We start from the raw sequence: 18,108 nt of genomic DNA, 5'->3' as shown, positions 1-18,108 counted from the left end.
ACTCAAATAACTGACTTACATCAGCATGAGCACCTAATCATTGTGAAACCAGAGCAACCAAAGCCACTCTCGACCACAACCACCAAGCACCCACACTTATCGATTGTTCAATTTTTTAAAGAACCGCAGACCTTGTTGGTTATCGTCTGCTCGTAAGCTTTTTGGCGTTGCGCATTTAACTTTTGCACAGCACAAAAAGAAAACTTCTTCTTTCCTTGAAAGCTGAATCTTTTCGCAGCGACTCGTGCTTCAAGAGAAGGCGCGAATTATAGAGACTGGAAACCAGAGGTCAACAGAAATTCAATAAAACTTCCTGTTGCCCCCATCGGCGCGGCACCTGCCTGCCGTACATCCCTCCACGCAATGCACATCTGCTCCCGCTGCATACCCTCGAGTCGAGCCCATCAGCGGCCTCAAAGCCAACGCAGCGGAGGTGATGGCACGCTTCACGGAGACAAGGGAGCCGTTCGTGATCACCCAGAACGGCGAGGCGAAAGCAGAACCTAAGGATGCAGCCTCGTTGGAGGAGACACAAGAAACGTTGGCTGTGCTCAAAATCCTCGCGTTGGGCAACCAGGAAGCGGCCGCTGAGAAGCTCAAGCCTATGGCCGGCCTTGTTCTCGTGGTCGGTGGCTGGCCGGAGGCTCCAGCGGCGCTGGTGCCCGCCGGGTCCAGCGCCGGCGCAGCAGCTTTCGCCCCTCGCTGAACCACAGCACCCCACTGGCCATCGCCACGCACACGCACCACTGCGCCGCCGAGAGCGGCACGGTGCCGAAGGCCAGGTTCAGGAAGGGCAGGTGCACGACGGCCACCTGCAGCGCAGCCGACAAGGCCACTGCGGCCCACAGCCAGCGGTTCGAAAACGCCGCCCGGAACGCCGATGCGGATGCCGAGCGCGCGTTGAAGCAGTTGAACAACTGCGTCAGCACCAGCACCGTGAATGCGGCGGTGCGCGCCAGTTCCAGGCTGTGCGGGCCGGCGCCCAGCCAGCTTTCGACCGGTTCGATCAGCCCGCCGGGCAGGAACAGGTCCAGCGTCAGCAGGGTCAGCACCGCCATGACGACGCCGGCCTCGAGCACGCCAAGCCCCATGCTCGCATCGATGATGCGCTGGCCGCGCCGGCGCGGCTTGCGGGCCATGACGTCATCGGCGATCGGGTCCACGCCCATGGCCAGCGCGGGCCCCGTGTCGGTGATCAGGTTGATCCACAGGATCTGCGTGGCCAGCAGCGGCAGCACCACCGCGCCGCCCGCGCCGGTCGCGGTGGCCTTCAGGCCAATGACACCGGCTCCCACCACGCCGGCGAACACCGTCAACACCTCGGCCAGGTTCGACGACAGCAGGTAGCGCAAGAACTTGCGGATGTTGTCGAGCACGCCACGGCCCTCGCGCACCGCCAGCACGATGGTGGCGAAGTTGTCGTCGGCCAGGATCATGCGGGCCGCCTCCTTGGTGACCTCGGTGCCCGCTATTCCCATCGCCACGCCGATGTCGGCCGCCTTGAGCGCCGGGGCGTCGTTGACGCCGTCGCCCGTCATCGCCACTACGTTGCCACCGCCCTGCAGCGCACGCACGATACGCAGCTTGTGCCTGGGTGCCACGCGGGCAAATACCGAGGTCTGCAGCGCGGCGGCGGTGAAGGCGGCCTCGTCCAGCTTGTCGAGTTCGATGCCGGTGAGCACCTGCGCACCCGCGTCCACGATGCCCAGATCGGCCGCAATGCGCGCCGCGGTGCGCGGGTGGTCGCCGGTGATCATGACCACGCGGATGCCGGCCTGGCGGGCCTGGGTAATGGCCACGGCCGCCTCTTCGCGCGGCGGGTCGATGATGCCCACGGTGCCGAGGTATTCCAGTTCCTGCTCGAGCGCAGCCGCGGCAGAAGCATCGGCCGGGATCTGTGCATCGGCCGCCAGCGAGCGGCGCGCCACGGCCAGCGTGCGCAGCGCATCTCCGGTCATCGCGGCCACGTCGGCCAGCACCTGCGCGCGCAGGGCGGCATCGAGCACCACGGTCGCCTCGCCGCGGCGGGCGTGGGTGCAATGCGCCAGCAGCACATCGGGCGCGCCCTTGGACAGCAGCACATGCGCATCGCCATCGGCATGGTCCACCACGAGCACCGACATCATCTTGCGTTGCGAGGTGAAGGGGATCTCGCCGATGCGCTCGAAGCGTTCGCTCCACTCGGGTGCGGACTCGGCTGCACTTTCCTGGTGGCCCAGCTTGCGTTCGGCCACCAGGAAAGCCGCCTCGGTCGGGTCGCCCTGGATCGTCCAGGCGCCGCTGTCGTCCTGTTGCAGTTGGGCATTGCCGGCCAGGCTGCCGCCGCGCAGCACCGCCTGCAACTCGGCGCGCAGCGCGCCTTCGGGCAGTTCGGCGCCGGCCGCCTCGGCGCGCCCCTCGGGGGCATAACCCACGCCGGTGATGTCGGTTCGCCCCGAGGCCGTCATCACCCGCTGCACCGTCATCTCGCCGCGCGTCAAGGTGCCGGTCTTGTCCGACGCGATGACGGACGCCGACCCGAGCGTCTCGACCGAAGCCAGCTTCTTGACGATGGCGTGGTGGCGCGCCATGCGGCGCACGCCCATCGCGAGCACCACCGACAGGATCGCCAGCAGGCCCTCGGGCACCGCGGCCACGGCCAGCGACACACCCAGCAGCAGCACCGTGACGACATCGGCCACGCCATGGATGTCCGAGATGAGCAGGATCGTGGCCACCACAACGGCAGCGATTACCAGGGCCGCGATGCCCAGCACCTTGCCCAGATGCGCGATCTCGACCTGCAGCGGCGTCGGCGCGTCGGGCGTGGTGTCCAGCAGGGTGGCGATGCCGCCCATCTCGGTCTGCATGCCGGTGGCGGTGACGATGGCGCGCCCGGAGCCCTGCGCGACCGCTGTGCCCTTGAAGACCATGTTCAGGCGATCGCCCAGCGCCGTCGTCGCCGGCAGCGCGACCGCATCCTTTAGCACCGGCTCGCTCTCGCCCGTCAACGGCGCCTCCAGCAGCTTCAAGGCCGCCGCCTGTGCCAGGCGCGCATCGGCGCCCACGGCGTCGCCCTCGGCGAGCACGAGCACGTCGCCCTTGACGAGCTCGGCGCTGGGCACACGGGCAACGGCGCCGTCGCGCAGTACGGCCGATGTGGCGGTGGTCATCTTCGCCAGCGCCGCCACCGCCTTCGCCGCCTTGGCCTCCTGCAGCCAGCCCAGCACGGCGTTCAGCACCACCACACCGGCAATGACGATGGCGTCCAGCGGCCAGCCGGCCACGCCGTCACGGCAGCGGCCTTCGAACCACCAGGCCGCCAGAGCCACCGCCGCCGCGGCACCGAGCAGGTACACCAGCGGGTCCTGCAGCTGCGCCAGCGCCCGCCGCCAGGCGGGCACGGGGGGCAGCGCGCGCAATTCGTTGGGGCCGTCCGCGCGCAGGCGGGTGGCCGCCTCGGCGGCGTCGAGACCGCGGTCCAGGTCGGTCCCGAGCGCCACCGCCAGATCGGCGATGTCGATCAGCGACGGGTCGGGCGGGGGCACGGCAAGTCCGTGGTTTGACGAGGCATGGCGTTCGAGCGCTCAACCATGATGTACGGAAGACGTTCGCAAAACTGGAGAGGAGCCCCTGTGCGCAAGGTCAGCCTGGCGCCGGCTCGTCCACGCCCAGGCGCTGGCGCACCAACTGGCCGACCAGCACCGCCGCCGGGTACATCACCTCCTCCTCGGTGCGCGCGTGTTCGGTCAAGGCTTCGGCGAAGGCGACGATGTCGCTGCAGCCCGATCGCGCGGCGGCATCGCGCAAGGTGCCCAGCGCGGCGACGATGCCCTGGTGTTCGGCGAGCATCTGCGGCAGCTCGGCCTCGAGTTGGTCGGTCAGCGTCAGCACGTCGGCCATCCCGGCACTCCATTCGCCGCGCGCCAGCGGCGCGAGCAGCCCCAGCGGCGGCAGCGCGAACTGGTCTTCCTTGACGAAGTGCGGGTGCATCAGCTTGGCCAGCGCCCTGGCCGCTTCGCCGACTTCGCCGTCGGCTTGTCCGGCCAGGCGCAGTTGCTCGTGCAGGGCCTGATGCTCGTGTTGCAGCGGCAGGGGAATCGTGAATTTCATGATCTGCTCCTCGGGGTTTCAGTGAACGTTGCGGATGGGCGTGAGGTCGGGATGGTCGGCTCGCGGCACGGCGCTGGGGTGCGCCTGTCGGCGTGCGCGGCACCGAGGTTTTCAAGGTGGGCGCCTGTCGGTACGGCGTCTGTGTGCCGGCGCACCGACGATTTCAGGCGGGCTGCGCAAAGCTCTTTTTAACCCTTGAGCCGGTTGCAGCTTGCCGTGCCGGTTCAGGGTGCGTGGCGTGCGCAATTTGCTGCATGCCACGACAGACATCCCCGGTGTACCACCGGTCAGACCAAGGCCCGTCCGCATGAACCGAGACCCCACAGGGCAACAGGCCGGCGTCGTCGTAATGGTCCGCGGCAGTGTGGTGGACGTGCGCTTCAACGGTAAATTGCCCGACATCCATTCCATGTTGCGCGCCGGCGATGACGGCGGTGTCGTCATCGAGGTGCTGGCGCAGCGCGATGCGCGCCACGTCCGTGGTATCGCGCTGACGCCCACCCAGGGTTTGGCGCGCGGCATGGCCGTGGAGGACACCGGCGGGCCGCTGCAAGCACCCGTGGGCAAGCCCATCCTGGCGCGCATGCTCGACGTCTTCGGCAACACGATCGACGGCGAGCCCGGGCTGGATGGGGTGCAGTGGCGCTCGGTGCACCGCGCGCCACCGCCACTGGTGCGCCGCTCGACCAAGTCCGAGGTGTTCGAGACCGGCATCAAGGCCATCGACGTGCTTACCCCGCTGGAGCGCGGCGGCAAGGCCGGCCTGTTCGGCGGCGCCGGTGTGGGCAAAACGGTGCTGCTGACCGAGATGATCCACAACATGGTCGGCCACCAGGAAGGCGTGAGCATCTTCTGTGGCATCGGCGAACGTTCGCGCGAAGGCGAGGAGCTACACCGCGAGATGAAGGCCGCCGGCGTGCTGCCGCACATGGTGATGATCTTCGCGCAGATGAACGAGCCGCCCGGGGCACGCTTTCGCGTCGGCCACGCGGCGCTGACCATGGCCGAGTACTTTCGGGACGACGAGCAGCGCGACGTGCTGCTGCTGGTCGACAACATCTTCCGCTTCATCCAGGCCGGCGCCGAAGTCTCGGGCCTGATGGGTCAGATGCCCTCGCGCCTGGGTTACCAGCCCACCATGGGCACCGAACTGGCTGCACTGGAAGAGCGCATCGCCAACACCGACAGCGGCGCCATCACCTCGATCCAGGCGGTGTACGTGCCGGCCGACGACTTCACCGACCCGGCCGCGGTCCACACCTTCTCGCACCTGTCGGCGTCGATCGTGCTGTCGCGCAAGCGCGCCAGCGAGGGCTTGTTCCCGGCCATCGACCCGCTGCAGTCGAGCTCGAAGATGATCACGCCGGGCATCGTCGGCGAGCGTCACTACGCGCTGGCGCAGGCCATCCGCCGCACGCTGGCCCAATACGCCGAACTGAAGGACATCATCGCGATGCTAGGGCTCGAGCAACTGTCGCCCGAGGACCGCAAGGTGGTGGCGCGCGCGCGCCGGCTGGAGCGCTTCCTCACGCAGCCCTTCTTCACCACCGAGCAGTTCACCAGCCTCACCGGCAAGCTCGTCAGCCTGCACGATGCGCTGGACGGCTGCGAACGCATCCTCGCCGACGAGTTCGAGGACCTGCCCGAGCGCGCGCTGTACATGATCGGCGCGGTCGATGAAGCGAGGGCCAAGGCGAAGGCGAAATCAAGGCCCGAGCCCACGCCGCAACCCGCCAGGGAGGACGCTCATGCGCTCGATGACGCTTGAGGTGCTGCTTCCCTTCGAGATTTTTTCCCGCGAGCAGGATGTGACCAGCGTCGTCGTCGAGACGGCGCAGGGCTCCTTCGGCCTGCTGCCGCAGCGGCTGGACTGCGTCGCGGCCCTGGTGCCCGGCATCCTCAGCTTCGAGACCGCATCCCGGGGCGAGGTCTTCCTGGCGGTGGACGAGGGCGTGCTGGTCAAGACCGGGCCCGATGTCGTGATCTCTGTGCGGCGCGCCCTGCGCGGCGACGACCTCGCCCGCCTGCGCGAAGCGGTCGAGCAGGAGTTCCTGAAGCTGGACGCGCAAGAAGAAGCCATGCGCACCGCGATGGCTCAACTGGAGACCGGCTTCATGCGCCGGTTCGCGTCGATGCTGGACCGTCCGTCATGACTCCGGACCCGAAATCCAAGCGCGCAGGGCCGCCGCCGGCCGACCCGAGCCTGGCTGAACAGGTGGGAGCCCGGGCGGCACGCAAGCTCAAGGCCCGCCGCAGCGGCACGCCCGGCGTCTGGTTCGGCGTCGGCATGATGGGCTTGATCGGCTGGTCGGTGGCCGTGCCCACGCTGCTGGGCGCTGCGCTCGGCCTGTGGCTCGATCAGCGCTATCCGGGCGGCCGCTCGTGGACGCTGGCCCTTCTGATGGCGGGGCTGACCCTCGGCTGCCTGAACGCCTGGCAGTGGGTGTCGAAAGAAGACCGGGCGATGCGCGACGAGCAGGACGACGACGATGCCTGACGACGGCAGTGGGCTCCTGGTGTGGGCGGGCGCGCTGCTGGCGGGTGGCGTGCTGGGCGCCGTGTTTTTTGGTGGCCTGTGGTGGACGGTGCGCCGTGGCGCCGTGTCACCGACGCCTGCGCGCTGGTTCCTCGGCAGCCTGGTCCTTCGCACCGCCTTCGTCGTGGCGGGGTTTTACGTCGTCGGTGACGGCCAGCCGGCGCGGATGGGGCTGTGCCTGCTCGGCTTTGTGCTCGCGCGCGCCGTCGTCCTGCGCATGACGCGACCGCTCTCTTGCGCGCAGGTACCCCCATGCGCCTGACCCCCGACGCCTGGATCTTCTGGCAGTACGGCTTCATCAAGCTGAACGCCACCATCGTGTTCACCTGGGCGCTGATGGCGGTGCTGGTGTTGGGTGCCGCACTCATCACACGCAATCTCGCCACCGGCCACGAACGCTCGCGCTGGCAGAACCTGCTCGAGATCGTCGTCATCGCCATCGTGGGCCAGATCCAGGATGTGGGGCTGAAGGCGCCCCGCCGCTACCTCGGCTTCCTCGGCACCCTGTTCCTGTTCGTCGCCGCCGCGGCGCTGGCCACGGTCGTTCCCGGCTTTGAGCCGCCCACCGCGTCGCTGTCGACCACCGCGGCGCTGGCGCTGTGCGTGCTGGTGGCGGTGCCGCTGTTCGGCATCTCTGGCCGGGGGCTTGCGGCCTACCTCAAGTCGTATGTGCAGCCGACGCCGATCATGCTGCCCTTCAACCTGATCAGCGAGGTCTCGCGCACGCTGGCGCTGGCCGTGCGTCTGTTCGGCAACATGATGAGCGGAGCCATGATCATCGCCATCCTGCTCTCGATCACGCCCTTCGCCTTCCCCATCGTGATGACGGTGCTGGGCCTGCTGACCGGTATGGTGCAGGCCTACATCTTCACCATCCTGGCGGCGGTGTACATCGCGGCAGCGACAAGCAGCGCGGGCAGCACAAAGCCGAAGCCACCCCCGACGGCGGCGACCTGAGTCGCCCCACCCTCTCCGATCGCTCACTTCAAGGACAGCTCATGGACTCTCTCACCTGGATCGCCGTCGCCTCCATCGTCATGGCCGGCCTGACCACCGGCTTCGGCACCATGGGGCCGGCGCTCGCCGAGGGCAAGGCGGTGGCGGTGGCGCTGACGTCGCTGGCCCAGCAGCCCGATGCCTCGGCCACCATCACCCGCACGCTCTTCGTCGGCCTGGCGATGATCGAATCCACCGCCATCTACTGCTTCGTGGTGTCGATGATCCTGATCTTCGCCAATCCTTTCTGGAATGCTGCACTGGAAGCCGCCTCCCAGGCGGCGGGAAAGTAGACCGTGCTGATCGACTGGTTCACCGTCGGCGCGCAGGTCTTGAACTTCCTCATCCTGGTGTGGTTGATGAAGCGCTTCCTGTACCAGCCGGTGCTGGACGCCATCGCCGCCCGCGAGCAGAAGATTGCCGCGGCGCTGGCGCACGCGGCCACCACCCAGGCCGAGGCGAAGCAGCAGCAAGACATCTTCCAGCAGAAGAACGAGGCTTTCGACGAGCAGCGCGCCGGCTTGCTGCAACAGGCCAGGGACGCCGCGAAGGCGGAGCGCGAACGCCTGCAGGCCGAAGCCCGCGCGGCCGCCGACGCGGCAAGCGCCGCGCGCGCCAAGGCGCTGCTGGCCGACGCGCTGCATCTGCGCAACGCACTGACCCGCCAGACGCAGGACCAGGTGCTCGACATCTCACGCCGGGTACTGGCCGACCTTGCCGCGGTGAGCCTGGAGCAGCGGGCGTGCGAGGTGTTCATTCAGCGTCTGCAATCCGCCGATGGCGAGGCGCTGGCCGCACTGGGTGAGGCGCTGAAGGCCAGCCCGGAGCGCGAGCCGGCCCTGCTGCGCAGCGCATTCGAGCTGCCTGCGGCGCAGCGGACTGCGCTACGGGAGGCGGTGGACGAACGCTTCGGTCAGCCGATTGCGCTCGCATTCGAAACCGCGCCCGAGCTGGTCAGCGGCATCGAGCTCAGCGCGCAGGGACTGAAGCTGGCGTGGAGCATTTCGGACTACCTCGATGCCTTGTCATCCGGCCTGCAGGCGCGGCTCGGCGCGACGGAGGCCGCGTGAGCACCCCTCTCTCCAACCCAATGACGCTGCAAGGCGCGGTGGACGACGCCTTCGCCGGCATCCGCGAGCGCCTGCAGGCCTTCCAGGCACAACTGGTGCCGCGCGAGGTGGGCACGGTGGCCAGCGTCTCCACCGGCATCGCACGCGTGCGGGGGCTGCCGCACGTGGGCTTCGAGGAACTGATCGAGTTCCCCGGCGGCCTGTCGGGCATTGCGTTCAACCTCGACGAGGACGGTGTCGACGTCGTGCTGCTGGGCGATCATGCCCACGTGCACGCCGGCCAGGAGGTCGAGCGCACCGGTCGCGTGATGGACGTGGCCGTGGGTGATGCGCTGCTGGGACGCGTGATCGACCCGCTGGGTCGGCCACTGGACGGCGCGGGGCCCGTGGCGACCGGCAAGCGCCTGCCCATCGAGCGGCCGGCAGCGGCCATCATGGACCGCGCCCCGGTGACCGAGCCGCTGCAGACCGGCCTCAAGGTCATCGATGCGCTGATTCCCATTGGCCGCGGCCAGCGCGAGCTGATCCTGGGCGACCGCCAGACCGGCAAGACGGCGATCGCCATCGACGCCATCTTCAACCAGCGCGGCAAGGACGTGCTGTGCGTCTATTGCGCGATTGGCCAGCGTGCGTCGGCGGTGGCCAAGGCGGTGGCGAACCTGCGCGCGAAGGGGGCGCTGGGCTACACGGTGGTGGTGGTCGCCGAAGGCAATGATCCACCCGGCCTGGCCTACATCGCGCCCTACGCCGCCACCAGCATCGCCGAGCACTTCATGGAGGCGGGTCGCGATGTGCTCATCGTCTACGACGACCTCACCCACCACGCCCGCGCCTACCGCGAGCTGTCGCTGCTCTTGCGGCGACCGCCGGGACGCGAGGCCTTTCCGGGCGACATCTTCTACATCCATTCGCGCATGCTGGAGCGCGCCACCCACCTGAACGACGCGCGCGGCGGTGGGTCCATGACGGCGCTGCCCATCATCGAGACCGAGGCGCAGAATATCTCGGCCTACATCCCGACCAACCTGATCTCGATCACCGATGGGCAGATCGTGCTGTCGCCCTCGCTGTTCGCACTGGGCGTGCTGCCGGCCGTCGATGTCGGCCAGTCGGTCTCGCGTGTGGGCGGCAAGGCGCAGCGCGCGGCCTACCGTGCGGTGGCGGGAGACCTCAAGCTGGCCTATGCACAGTTCGAGGAGCTCGAAACCTTTGCCCGCTTCGGCGCCCGGCTCGACGAGGAGACACGCCAGTCCATCGCACACGGCCAGCGCATCCGCGCCTGCCTGGGCCAGTCGGAGTTCGCGCCGGTTTCGGTGCCGGCGCAGGTCGCCATCCTCCTCGCATTGAACGCGGCGCTGTTCGATCCGGTGCCGCTGGCGCACATGGCCGCCGCGCAGCAGCGCGTGGAGGCGGCGGCCAATGGGCTGCCCGATGCCCTCGTCGAGCGCCTGACCGATGCCGACGTACTGAGCGAGGCCGACCGTGAGCAGGTCACCGAAGCCGCCCGCCAGGCGCTCGCCACCTTCCTCGCGCGGGCGCCGCCAAGTCCGCCACGGGCTTCTGGTGCGCCAGAAGCAACGCCTGATCCAACGACATGACAGTTTTCGTCCCACTCCCAAAGGAGAACACCATGAAGATCCAACTCAACACCGATGACAACATCGACGGCACCGAGGCCCTGGCCGCGTATGTGAGCACGACGATCGAACAGACGCTGGCGCGCTTCAGCGAATACATCACCGGGTGGAAATCCATCTGAGCGATGAGAACGCCGGCAAGACCGGGCAGAACGACCAGCGCTGCATGCTGGAGGCCCGCCTCGAAGGCCGCCAGCCGGTGGCGGTGACCGAGCACGCCGCGACCCTGGAGAAGGCGGTGCACGGCGCTGCGCAGAAGCTGGCGAACCTGCTCGACAGCGCGCTCGGGCGACTGCACGAGCACCGCGACAAGGCGGCGACTCCGGGCATGCCGGGGCCGGACGAACCCGCGCAACACTGATGGCCAACACCACGACCGCACTGCGCCGCCAGATCGGCAGCGCAAGCGACCTGAAGTCCGTGGTGCGCACCATGAAGGCCTCGGCAGCGGCGGCCATCGGGCAGTACGAAAGCGCGGTGGCCGCGCTCGGCGATTACGCGCACACGGTCGAGCAGGGCCTGAGCGTGTGCCTGCGCTCAGCCGATCCGGATGGGGCGCACACCCGTGCCCCCCCGAGGAGCGCCGCGGCCACCACGGTGCACGCCATCGTGTTCGGCTCCGACCAGGGGCTGGTGGGCCGATTCAACGAGGTGGTGGTCGAGCATGCGATGGCCCACCTCGGATCCTTGCCTGCAAAAGCGCAGCTCTGGGCGGTCGGCGAGCGCGTGCACGCGCGCCTGCTCGACGCGGGCCTGGCGCCCGCCGGCTCGTTCCCGGTGCCGGGCTCGGTGGAGCTGATCACGCGCCTTGTCGGCCAGATCCTGCTCGCGGTTCAGACGCCGGATCGCAAACCTGCTGACGACGCGCAGCGTGAAACCTTGATCCTTTTCTACAACCGCCCGACCGGTGCCAGCTACGAACCGGTTAGCCAGCGGCTGCTGCCGCTGGACGAGCACTGGCAGCGCGGGCTGGCCGCGCAGCCCTGGCCCACCGTGCAGCTTCCCGAGGTGCTCGGCTCGGCTGCCCAGGCGCTGCAAGCCTTCGTCCGCGAACACCTGTTCATCTCGCTGTTCCGCGCCAGCGCCGAGTCGCTCGCCAGCGAAAACGCGAGCCGCCTTGCGGCCATGCAACGCGCCGATCGCAACATCGGTGAGCTGCTGACGGAGCTCAGTGCCCGGTTTCACCGCACCCGCCAGAGTGGCATCGACGCAGAGCTGTTCGAAGTTGTCGCCGGCTTCGACGCCATGGCGCCCCAGCCGGCGCCAAGTGCATGAACCGGAGGGCTCGGTGGAGCACGGACGCCTTGCTGCCGACCAGAAAACAAAAGGCTGCCCGAGCGCAAGACAGGCCGTGCGCGCGTCAGAGCCCGTGCAAGCGGCGGACGCTTAAGGGTTCAAGCACGCTCGCTTGATGACGCAGGCTCACCCCTGATGCGCAGCGAGAGCGCGGCCAGGCCATCGCCCGGATAGACCGCACGCTGAGGCGGGGCGCCGACGAGCTCGATGCCTGTCGTGCACGCGAGCAATTCCTCGAGCGCCACGCGCATTTCGAGCCTGGCAAGCGGCGCGCCCATGCAAAGATGAATACCTTGGCCCCAGACCAGGCTCGCCTCGGTGTTGCGCTCGATGTTGACCCGGTCGGGGTCATCGAACACGCGCGGATCGCGGTTGGCGGCGATCCACATCAGGGTCACGGTGTCGCCCTTCGGGATGGTGCGACCCTGAATCTCGAGTTCTCGCGTCGTGGTGCGGCGGTTGGCAACCAGCGGGTCGTCCGCGCGCAGGATCTCTTCGATTGCGGCGGGAATGAGCGCCGGCGCGTGCCGCAGCCGATACTGCAGCTCGGCGTTCTGCGCAAGATGCAGGACCACGAGACCCAGGCCGGCCGCCACCGTGCCATGCCCGGCCGCCCAGTTGCGCAGGACGCCGATGATCTCATCGTCGCTGAAGGTCTTGCGCTCGACCTCGGTGCGCAGCAACCCATCGGTGGCGTCGCCCGCAGGTGCCGGCGCGGCGCGGTGGCTGTCCAGGTTGGCCCTTACGTGTTCCGCGAACAGCTCGGCGAGCGCCTTGCCGGCCACCGGATCCTGGTTGAATGCGGCCTCCTGATTGCCATGCACCCAGCCCGCGAGACATTTCCATTGCCGATCGGGCCAGCCGAGGAAGGCGCACAGGGATTGCAGCGCGAAAGGCGTGGCGAACGCTGCGATGAAGTCGGCCTCGCCCGCGGCATGCAGTGGTCGGAGCAGGTTCGCGGCGATCTCACGGATGCGTGGTTCCAGTCTCGCCATGTGTTCCTGATCAAAGAAGGCGGCAAGCGCCTCCTGGTAGGGGCCGTGAACGGGCGGGTCCATGCTGTTCGGGATCACCGGAAACCGTGCCACATTGCTCAACGCCTGCGGATCGGCCACCGCGGCGCTCACATCCGCATGCCGAAACAGCGACCAGCCGAGGAACGCGCTGTGCGCCACCGGGCAGCGCTCGCGCATCTCGTCGTAGGCCCGCCGTTGATCCAGCAGGACCGCAGGACTGCGCGGGTCCCAATCATCGGGCTGTTCGTGGTTCATCGCTTCTTTCTCCTTGTGACGAGGCGTCGGTAAGACCGCGCGCAGCCTCGGGGGTGTTTGACGCGGTCATGACGATGAACGCACCAGCGCGAGCCGGATCTGTTCGATGGCGTGTGAAGGACTCAGGCCCTTGGGACACACCTCCGTGCAGTTCATGATGGTGCGACAGCGATACAGGCGATACACGTCATCCAGGTAGGCCAGGCGCTCGGTTGTGGCGGTGTCGCGGCTGTCGACGATGAAGCGGTAGGCTTGAAGCAGGCCGGCCGGGCCGATGAATTTGTCCGGATTCCACCAGTACGACGGACAGAACGCGCTGCAGCAGGCGCACAGGATGCATTCGTAGAGGCCGTTGAGGCGCTCGCGCTGCTCCGGGCTCTGCAGGCGCTCGCGCTCGGGTGGAATTTCGTCGTTGATCAGGTAAGGCTTGATGGCGTTGTAGTGGGCAAAGAACTGCGTCATGTCGACCACCAGATCGCGGATCACCGGAAAGCCAGGCAGCGGGCGCAGCACCACCGGCTCCTTGAGCCCCGCCAACGCCGTCATGCACGCCAATCCGTTGCGGCCGTTGATGTTCATCGCGTCCGAGCCGCACACCCCCTCGCGACACGAGCGGCGGAACGACAGGCTGTCGTCGACCGAGCGCAGGCGCATCAGCAGGTCGAGCAGCTTGTTGTCGCCAGGCTCGGGCTCGATGGCGTAATCCTGCATGTGCGGCTGGACGCCGCTCTCGGGATCGTAGCGATAGATGCTGACGCGCATGTCCTTGCCCTCGGTATGGATTTTTACAAGACGAGATTCAGGTGCGCCGCCATCGTCAGCGCCACACGGATCACGACTGCGAACAGGATCACGGCGATGATCGCGAGCACCGACAGACGCAGGGGCGGCGAATGCACGTAGTCGAGCACGATGTCGCGCGCGCCGACCCAGCCGTGCAGGCATAGCGCGACGAAGAACAGGACGATGACGACCGCGCCATGCGGGCTCGTCGCCAGCGCAAGCCAGCGCGCGTGAGTCAGTGGCGGCCCCACCAGCAGCAGCGCTGCCCCCAGCGCCACAAGCAGCAGCAGTGCCACGGCAGTGGCGCGCTGCATGAGCCAGGCACGCTGACCGGCAAAGACCCTCATGTCAGCCACCCGATCGCCGCAGCGAGGGCGATGATCGCCGCGGTCAGGAGGACGGCCCACGCGCTGGTGCGTGCCTGCGCAAGCGGGCTGCCGATGCCGATATCCATCAGCAGATGGCGCACGCCGGCCAGCACGTGTTGCGCGGCGGCCCACACCACGACCAGCAGCAGCAGCCCCCACCAGGGCGTGGCGACCGCCGTGCGCAGCGACTCGAACGCGGCCTCGCTAGCGAGCGAACGCTCGAGCGCGAGTGCGAGCAGCGGGAGACTGATCAGCAGCAACACGCCCGAGATCCGGTGCCCGATGGAGGCGATCGCGCCGATCGGGAATCGGATGTGGAACAGGTTGAGGAATTTCGGCGCACCGCCAGTTGGAGATCGCATGATCACCTCCAGCAGGAACGGCTTGCCTGGCGTACCGCTGCCGCGCATGTCATGGTGTTCTCCTGATCGCCGCCGGCGGAAAATGCCGGGCCGGGCCCGAATGCCTGCGGATGCGAGCAGGCTCAGTGACCGGAAGTGACACGCTGAGCGCAACGAACCGGCGCGTCCGTTCGATGCCGCACATAGGTGCCGCACCGATGCTAGGGAACGGGGTGACGTAATCCTGAAGGCCGGTGGGCGTTCAGCTTTGCCCGGCTGACTTGATCGCCGTTGAGGATGCCGGGCGGGTGCAGGAGAGCACGCTGCACCTGTTCTCGCTGCTTGGCGGCTGGCTAGGGGCGCTCGCGTCCGCCCACATGAAGCATGCGGAGCGACCGCTTCGGTCGCTCCGCGCACCGCTTCAATCGAAGTCGAAGCTGCGCGACTTCAAGGACTCCGGCTTGAGGAAAGGCTTCTCGCCGGTGTTGTCGTGCTGGCCCAGCACCTTGCCGTTGAACTCGGTGCCGTAGCGCGAGTGCTTGTGGAAGTTCAGATGCTTCTCGCGCGTTTCGCGTGCGTCGCCGGTAAAGCGCGGGTCCTGGGGTCGTTCCTGGCTGCCGATGTACCAGGCCACGTTCCAGGCGTCCTTTTCGCTCAGTGATCCGGGCTTGCCGAGCGGCATGTTGAGGTGGATGAACGAGGCCGCGGTATAGACGCGCGCGATGCCGGCGCCCCAGTTGTAGGACGTGTCGCCCCACAGCGCGGGAAAGACCACCTTGCCGTCGACCTTCTTGCCGGCGCCGTCGGCGCCGTGGCAGAGGGCGCAGTTTTCGCGGTAAACCGCCTGCCCGGCTTCGTAGCTGATGTCCTCGGGGATCTTGTTGCCGAGGTGGTTGAAGCCGCGCCCGCCGATCTTGCGCTCGTACACCGGCGCCTTGGTTGCCAGCCATTGGTGATAGGCGCTCAGCGCCAGCATCTCGTCGCTGCCGTAGGCGGGCGGCGTACCGTTCATCGAATAGGCGAAGCAGCCGGCGATGCGTTCCTCGAGCGAATTCACGTGGCCGTTCTTGCCGCGGTAATCGGGCAGCGTGGTGGCTGCGGGCCACACCGGTCCCGACCAGTTGTAGCCGCCGCCGCCGATGTGGCAGTTGCTGCAGTTCATGTCGTTGAACACGTACTTGCCGCGTAGCTGCTGGGTGTTCTCGAACAGGTCGCGCCCCTTGAGGATGACCTTGCGCAGCTCGGGGTGGATGCTCTCGTCGCTCATCAGGTCGTCGAGCGTGGGCGCCTGATGGACGTAGGCGCCCTCCTTGAAGGCGGGGAGCTTGATCGGTACCTTGGGGTCGGCGGCGTACGCCGCAGGCGCGGCGAGCGCGGCGGCCAGCGTCAGGATCAGGGTCTGGACGTGGTTCATTGCGCACCTCCCTGCGTGGGCTTGACCGGCTGCGCGGCGAGGTAGGCCGCGACGGCGTCGATCTCCGCCTCGGTCAGGCGTTCGGCCACGGCGCTCATGATGTCGAGCGGGTCGTTGGCGCGCGCGCCCTGCCGCCAGGCCTCGAGCTGCTGGCGGATGTAGGTCGCATGCTGGCCGGCGATGCCGGGAAAATTGGCATCGACACCCGCACTGCCGGGCCCATGACAGCGCTCGCACGCAGGCAGATGCCGGCTCCAGTCGCCCTGCGTCGCCAGCTTCTCGCCGAGCGCCCTCTTCTCCTCGGGCACCGGCTTGGCGGACATGACGGGGGTCGGCAAGCCGGCATAGTAGGCCGCCACGTCGACAATCTGCTGCTCGCTCAGGCTGGACAGGTTGGCCTGCATGATCGCGTTGTTGCGGGCACCCGACCTGTAGTCGCGGATCTGCTTGGCGATGTATTCGGCATCGAGCCCGGGCAGGCGCGGAAAGCCGGCTTCGTCGACACCCGCACCATCCGGGCCATGGCACGCGATACAGGGCGCACCGACGCCATCGCCCTGCAAGGCGATCTTTTCACCATCGGCGGCATTCCCGGCCGCCAGCGCCGTGCCACCGGTCAGGGCGAGCCCCGCCAGCAGGGCAAACGCACTTGTTCTGAACATGCCGACGCCTCCTCCGCGATTTAGAAGAGATCCATTATATTCAATTCCGCTTGATAACTTCGTGCAAACACAACAGCGCGGGCGCGCGCTCCACCCTGCAACCCTTGTCCGTCAACGCGCGAAACGCGCTCCGGGCCTCGGCCCTGCGCGTGGCCCGACCCCCGCGCGCGCCTCCCCCTGCCAGCGACCGGGCCACGCTGCCTTCACTCGCTGCAGTTGAAAAGACCTTAGCCCTCGCCTGCCCCCAGCGCACGCATCGCGCCGATCGCGAGCTCGAAGGCACCGAACTGGCGATCGGCGATCATCAGCCCCACCTGTTCGATGCGCGCGCCGCGCAAGGGCGGTGCGTCGGACACCGCACGACCGCGATAACTCGGCTGGAACGCATCGAGCGTCAGCCGCAGCGTGACCCACTGCCCGGCGGGAGGCGCGAACGCAGCCTGGTAATTGACGCCGTCGAAGCCGCGGTCGGTGCGCAGGTTGAGCTTGTAGCGGTGGCCGTCGCCGCGCACGACGAGTTCGACCGCGTCGATGTCCGAGCCCGGCGGCGTTGAAACCGATGCGCGCACCGAGGCGAAGCCGCCGTTGTTGTCGGTCGATACCTGTCCGCTGAACACCGCATGGCCGGCCGGATCGAAGCGCAGCGCGCTGCGTGAGACGCCGCCCATGACGCGATCGTCGATGGCGGACCAGGCGGCGACGGACTCGGGGCGGTCGAAGAGGAATAGGGTTTCGGGCATGGCGGGATTATCGCGCCGATGGCCGGCGTTGCGATGCGCAGCGGAATTGTGGTGCGCGGGGCCAAGCGGCTCCGTGTGCGCCAACGGCTCGACACGCCAACTGCTCACAGCGGGCCTTCCCGGCTCTAGACGACCGGTCTATTCGCATGTACACTGCCAGCCCATGAGCACCCGCCACACCGACACCCGCCAGCACATCCTCTGCACCGGCAAGCACATCATCGCGGCCAAGGGCTTCTCCAGCGTCGGCCTCGCCGAACTGCTGCAGGCCTCCGAAGTGCCGAAGGGCTCGTTCTATCACTACTTCAAGTCGAAGGAGCTCTTCGGCCAGGCGCTGCTCGAGGACTACTTCACCGACTACCTCGCCCAGCTCGACCTGCTGCTGCAGACGCCGGGGCTGTCCGGCCGGGACCGTCTGCTGCGCTATTTCGAGCAGTGGCGCACGACCCAGGCGGACGACTGCGGCGAGCAGAAATGCCTGGTGGTCAAGCTCAGCGCCGAGGTGTCGGACCTGTCCGAGGCGATGCGATTGACCCTGCGCGACGGCACCGAACGCGTCATCGCGCGCCTGGCGCAATGCGTGGCGGACGGGCTCGAGGACGGCTCGCTCGGGGCGGCCGAGCCGCTGCCGACGGCGCGCATGCTCTATTCGCTGTGGCTGGGCGCGAGCCTGCTCGCCAAGCTCCACCGCAACGCCGAACCGCTCGAGCACGCGTGGACGGCGAGCCTGCGCCTGCTGGCTGACTGAGCCGGACCGAGCGCCCCACGAAGAACCCGCGCCGAGGGCGCCACGAGCAGGCGAGGCGCGCTCCACAACGCAACCCGCACACGCCACCCCCATCCCGGCGAGCAATTCAGCCGGGCACTAGACGACCAGTCCATTCTTCAACGCCTTCCCATCC

General features: G+C 67.9%; 23 protein-coding genes. 14 read left to right on the top strand and 9 right to left on the bottom strand.

Features of this window, described 5'->3' with window-relative positions; translation table 11 throughout:
• Positions 1-316 precede the first annotated feature (316 nt).
• Entirely contained in the window at positions 317-706 is a 390-nt protein-coding gene (locus RBT54_RS02975) for a type II toxin-antitoxin system Phd/YefM family antitoxin (RefSeq protein ID WP_320363939.1), read from the top strand.
• On the opposite strand, the gene RBT54_RS02970 is transcribed toward RBT54_RS02975, so the two are convergent.
• Complete coding sequence (locus RBT54_RS02970) at positions 603-3,527, bottom strand: cation-translocating P-type ATPase (protein WP_320363938.1); 2,925 nt, start codon at positions 3,525-3,527, stop codon at positions 603-605. The two genes, RBT54_RS02975 and RBT54_RS02970, sit on opposite strands and share 104 nt — an antisense overlap.
• 97 nt (positions 3,528-3,624) lie before the next feature.
• Positions 3,625-4,092, bottom strand: coding sequence for a hemerythrin domain-containing protein (locus RBT54_RS02965; protein WP_320363936.1), 468 nt, complete (start codon positions 4,090-4,092; stop codon positions 3,625-3,627).
• A 307-nt stretch (positions 4,093-4,399) separates the two neighbouring features.
• Between RBT54_RS02965 and atpD the strand changes: the two genes are divergently transcribed.
• From atpD to RBT54_RS02910, 11 genes are read left to right on the top strand one after another with little or no spacing between them, the layout of a single operon-like run.
• Complete coding sequence (gene atpD, locus RBT54_RS02960) at positions 4,400-5,860, top strand: F0F1 ATP synthase subunit beta (RefSeq protein WP_320363934.1); 1,461 nt, start codon at positions 4,400-4,402, stop codon at positions 5,858-5,860.
• Positions 5,841-6,245, top strand: coding sequence for a F0F1 ATP synthase subunit epsilon (locus RBT54_RS02955; RefSeq protein WP_320363933.1), 405 nt, complete (start codon positions 5,841-5,843; stop codon positions 6,243-6,245). Before atpD ends, RBT54_RS02955 begins: the two co-directional genes overlap by 20 nt.
• Complete coding sequence (locus tag RBT54_RS02950; protein ID WP_320363931.1) at positions 6,242-6,589, top strand: AtpZ/AtpI family protein; 348 nt, start codon at positions 6,242-6,244, stop codon at positions 6,587-6,589. Before RBT54_RS02955 ends, RBT54_RS02950 begins: the two co-directional genes overlap by 4 nt.
• The gene (locus RBT54_RS02945) at positions 6,582-6,890 is read left to right on the top strand and encodes an ATP synthase subunit I (protein WP_320363929.1); all 309 of its coding nucleotides are present in this window, start codon (positions 6,582-6,584) and stop codon (positions 6,888-6,890) included. The genes RBT54_RS02950 and RBT54_RS02945 overlap by 8 nt, the downstream gene beginning before the upstream one ends.
• Positions 6,881-7,585 (top strand): F0F1 ATP synthase subunit A, encoded by a 705-nt coding sequence (locus RBT54_RS02940; protein WP_320363927.1) that lies wholly within the window; start codon positions 6,881-6,883, stop codon positions 7,583-7,585. Before RBT54_RS02945 ends, RBT54_RS02940 begins: the two co-directional genes overlap by 10 nt.
• A 41-nt stretch (positions 7,586-7,626) precedes the next feature.
• The gene (locus tag RBT54_RS02935; RefSeq protein ID WP_320363925.1) at positions 7,627-7,917 is read left to right on the top strand and encodes a F0F1 ATP synthase subunit C; all 291 of its coding nucleotides are present in this window, start codon (positions 7,627-7,629) and stop codon (positions 7,915-7,917) included.
• 3 nt (positions 7,918-7,920) lie between these two features.
• Entirely contained in the window at positions 7,921-8,694 is a 774-nt protein-coding gene (locus RBT54_RS02930) for a F0F1 ATP synthase subunit delta (RefSeq protein WP_320363923.1), read from the top strand.
• Positions 8,691-10,292, top strand: coding sequence for an alternate F1F0 ATPase, F1 subunit alpha (locus RBT54_RS02925; RefSeq protein WP_320363921.1), 1,602 nt, complete (start codon positions 8,691-8,693; stop codon positions 10,290-10,292). The genes RBT54_RS02930 and RBT54_RS02925 overlap by 4 nt, the downstream gene beginning before the upstream one ends.
• A 32-nt stretch (positions 10,293-10,324) precedes the next feature.
• Entirely contained in the window at positions 10,325-10,453 is a 129-nt protein-coding gene (locus RBT54_RS02920) for a hypothetical protein (protein WP_320363920.1), read from the top strand.
• Positions 10,438-10,692, top strand: coding sequence for a hypothetical protein (locus tag RBT54_RS02915; protein WP_320363918.1), 255 nt, complete (start codon positions 10,438-10,440; stop codon positions 10,690-10,692). Before RBT54_RS02920 ends, RBT54_RS02915 begins: the two co-directional genes overlap by 16 nt.
• On the top strand, positions 10,692-11,606 hold the full coding sequence (locus RBT54_RS02910) for a F0F1 ATP synthase subunit gamma (protein WP_320363916.1): 915 nt from the start codon (positions 10,692-10,694) through the stop codon (positions 11,604-11,606). The genes RBT54_RS02915 and RBT54_RS02910 overlap by 1 nt, the downstream gene beginning before the upstream one ends.
• 119 nt (positions 11,607-11,725) lie before the next feature.
• Here RBT54_RS02910 and RBT54_RS02905 read toward each other — a convergent pair whose 3' ends face one another.
• From RBT54_RS02905 to sdhC, 4 genes are all read right to left on the bottom strand, one after another.
• Positions 11,726-12,898, bottom strand: coding sequence for a cytochrome P450 (locus tag RBT54_RS02905; RefSeq protein WP_320363914.1), 1,173 nt, complete (start codon positions 12,896-12,898; stop codon positions 11,726-11,728).
• A 66-nt stretch (positions 12,899-12,964) separates the two neighbouring features.
• Complete coding sequence (locus tag RBT54_RS02900) at positions 12,965-13,660, bottom strand: succinate dehydrogenase iron-sulfur subunit (RefSeq protein ID WP_320363912.1); 696 nt, start codon at positions 13,658-13,660, stop codon at positions 12,965-12,967.
• A 23-nt stretch (positions 13,661-13,683) separates the two neighbouring features.
• Entirely contained in the window at positions 13,684-14,028 is a 345-nt protein-coding gene (sdhD, locus tag RBT54_RS02895; protein ID WP_320363910.1) for a succinate dehydrogenase, hydrophobic membrane anchor protein, read from the bottom strand.
• Positions 14,025-14,459, bottom strand: coding sequence for a succinate dehydrogenase, cytochrome b556 subunit (gene sdhC / locus RBT54_RS02890; protein ID WP_413788417.1), 435 nt, complete (start codon positions 14,457-14,459; stop codon positions 14,025-14,027). The genes sdhD and sdhC overlap by 4 nt, the downstream gene beginning before the upstream one ends.
• Positions 14,460-14,644: 185 nt before the next feature.
• Here sdhC and RBT54_RS02885 point away from each other — a divergent pair, with 185 nt between their 5' ends.
• Positions 14,645-14,920 (top strand): DUF1294 domain-containing protein, encoded by a 276-nt coding sequence (locus tag RBT54_RS02885; RefSeq protein ID WP_320363908.1) that lies wholly within the window; start codon positions 14,645-14,647, stop codon positions 14,918-14,920.
• Here RBT54_RS02885 and RBT54_RS02880 read toward each other — a convergent pair.
• The 3 genes from RBT54_RS02880 to RBT54_RS02870 all read right to left on the bottom strand — a co-directional run bounded on the left by RBT54_RS02880 (position 14,812) and on the right by RBT54_RS02870 (position 17,206).
• Entirely contained in the window at positions 14,812-15,804 is a 993-nt protein-coding gene (locus RBT54_RS02880; protein ID WP_320363906.1) for a c-type cytochrome, read from the bottom strand. The two genes, RBT54_RS02885 and RBT54_RS02880, sit on opposite strands and share 109 nt — an antisense overlap.
• The gene (locus tag RBT54_RS02875) at positions 15,801-16,466 is read right to left on the bottom strand and encodes a c-type cytochrome (RefSeq protein WP_320363904.1); all 666 of its coding nucleotides are present in this window, start codon (positions 16,464-16,466) and stop codon (positions 15,801-15,803) included. Before RBT54_RS02875 ends, RBT54_RS02880 begins: the two co-directional genes overlap by 4 nt.
• A gap of 227 nt (positions 16,467-16,693) precedes the next feature.
• Complete coding sequence (locus tag RBT54_RS02870) at positions 16,694-17,206, bottom strand: CIA30 family protein (protein WP_320363902.1); 513 nt, start codon at positions 17,204-17,206, stop codon at positions 16,694-16,696.
• 163 nt (positions 17,207-17,369) lie between these two features.
• Here RBT54_RS02870 and RBT54_RS02865 point away from each other — a divergent pair, with 163 nt between their 5' ends.
• Complete coding sequence (locus RBT54_RS02865; RefSeq protein WP_320363900.1) at positions 17,370-17,954, top strand: TetR/AcrR family transcriptional regulator; 585 nt, start codon at positions 17,370-17,372, stop codon at positions 17,952-17,954.
• Positions 17,955-18,108: the final 154 nt, after the last annotated feature.

Source organism: Thauera sp. (assembly GCF_034003485.1).
In the GTDB taxonomy this organism is placed as follows: Bacteria; Pseudomonadota; Gammaproteobacteria; order Burkholderiales; family Rhodocyclaceae; genus Thauera.
Note: the sequence above shows the minus strand (reverse complement) of the source record. Positions and strands in the feature narration are given on the sequence as shown.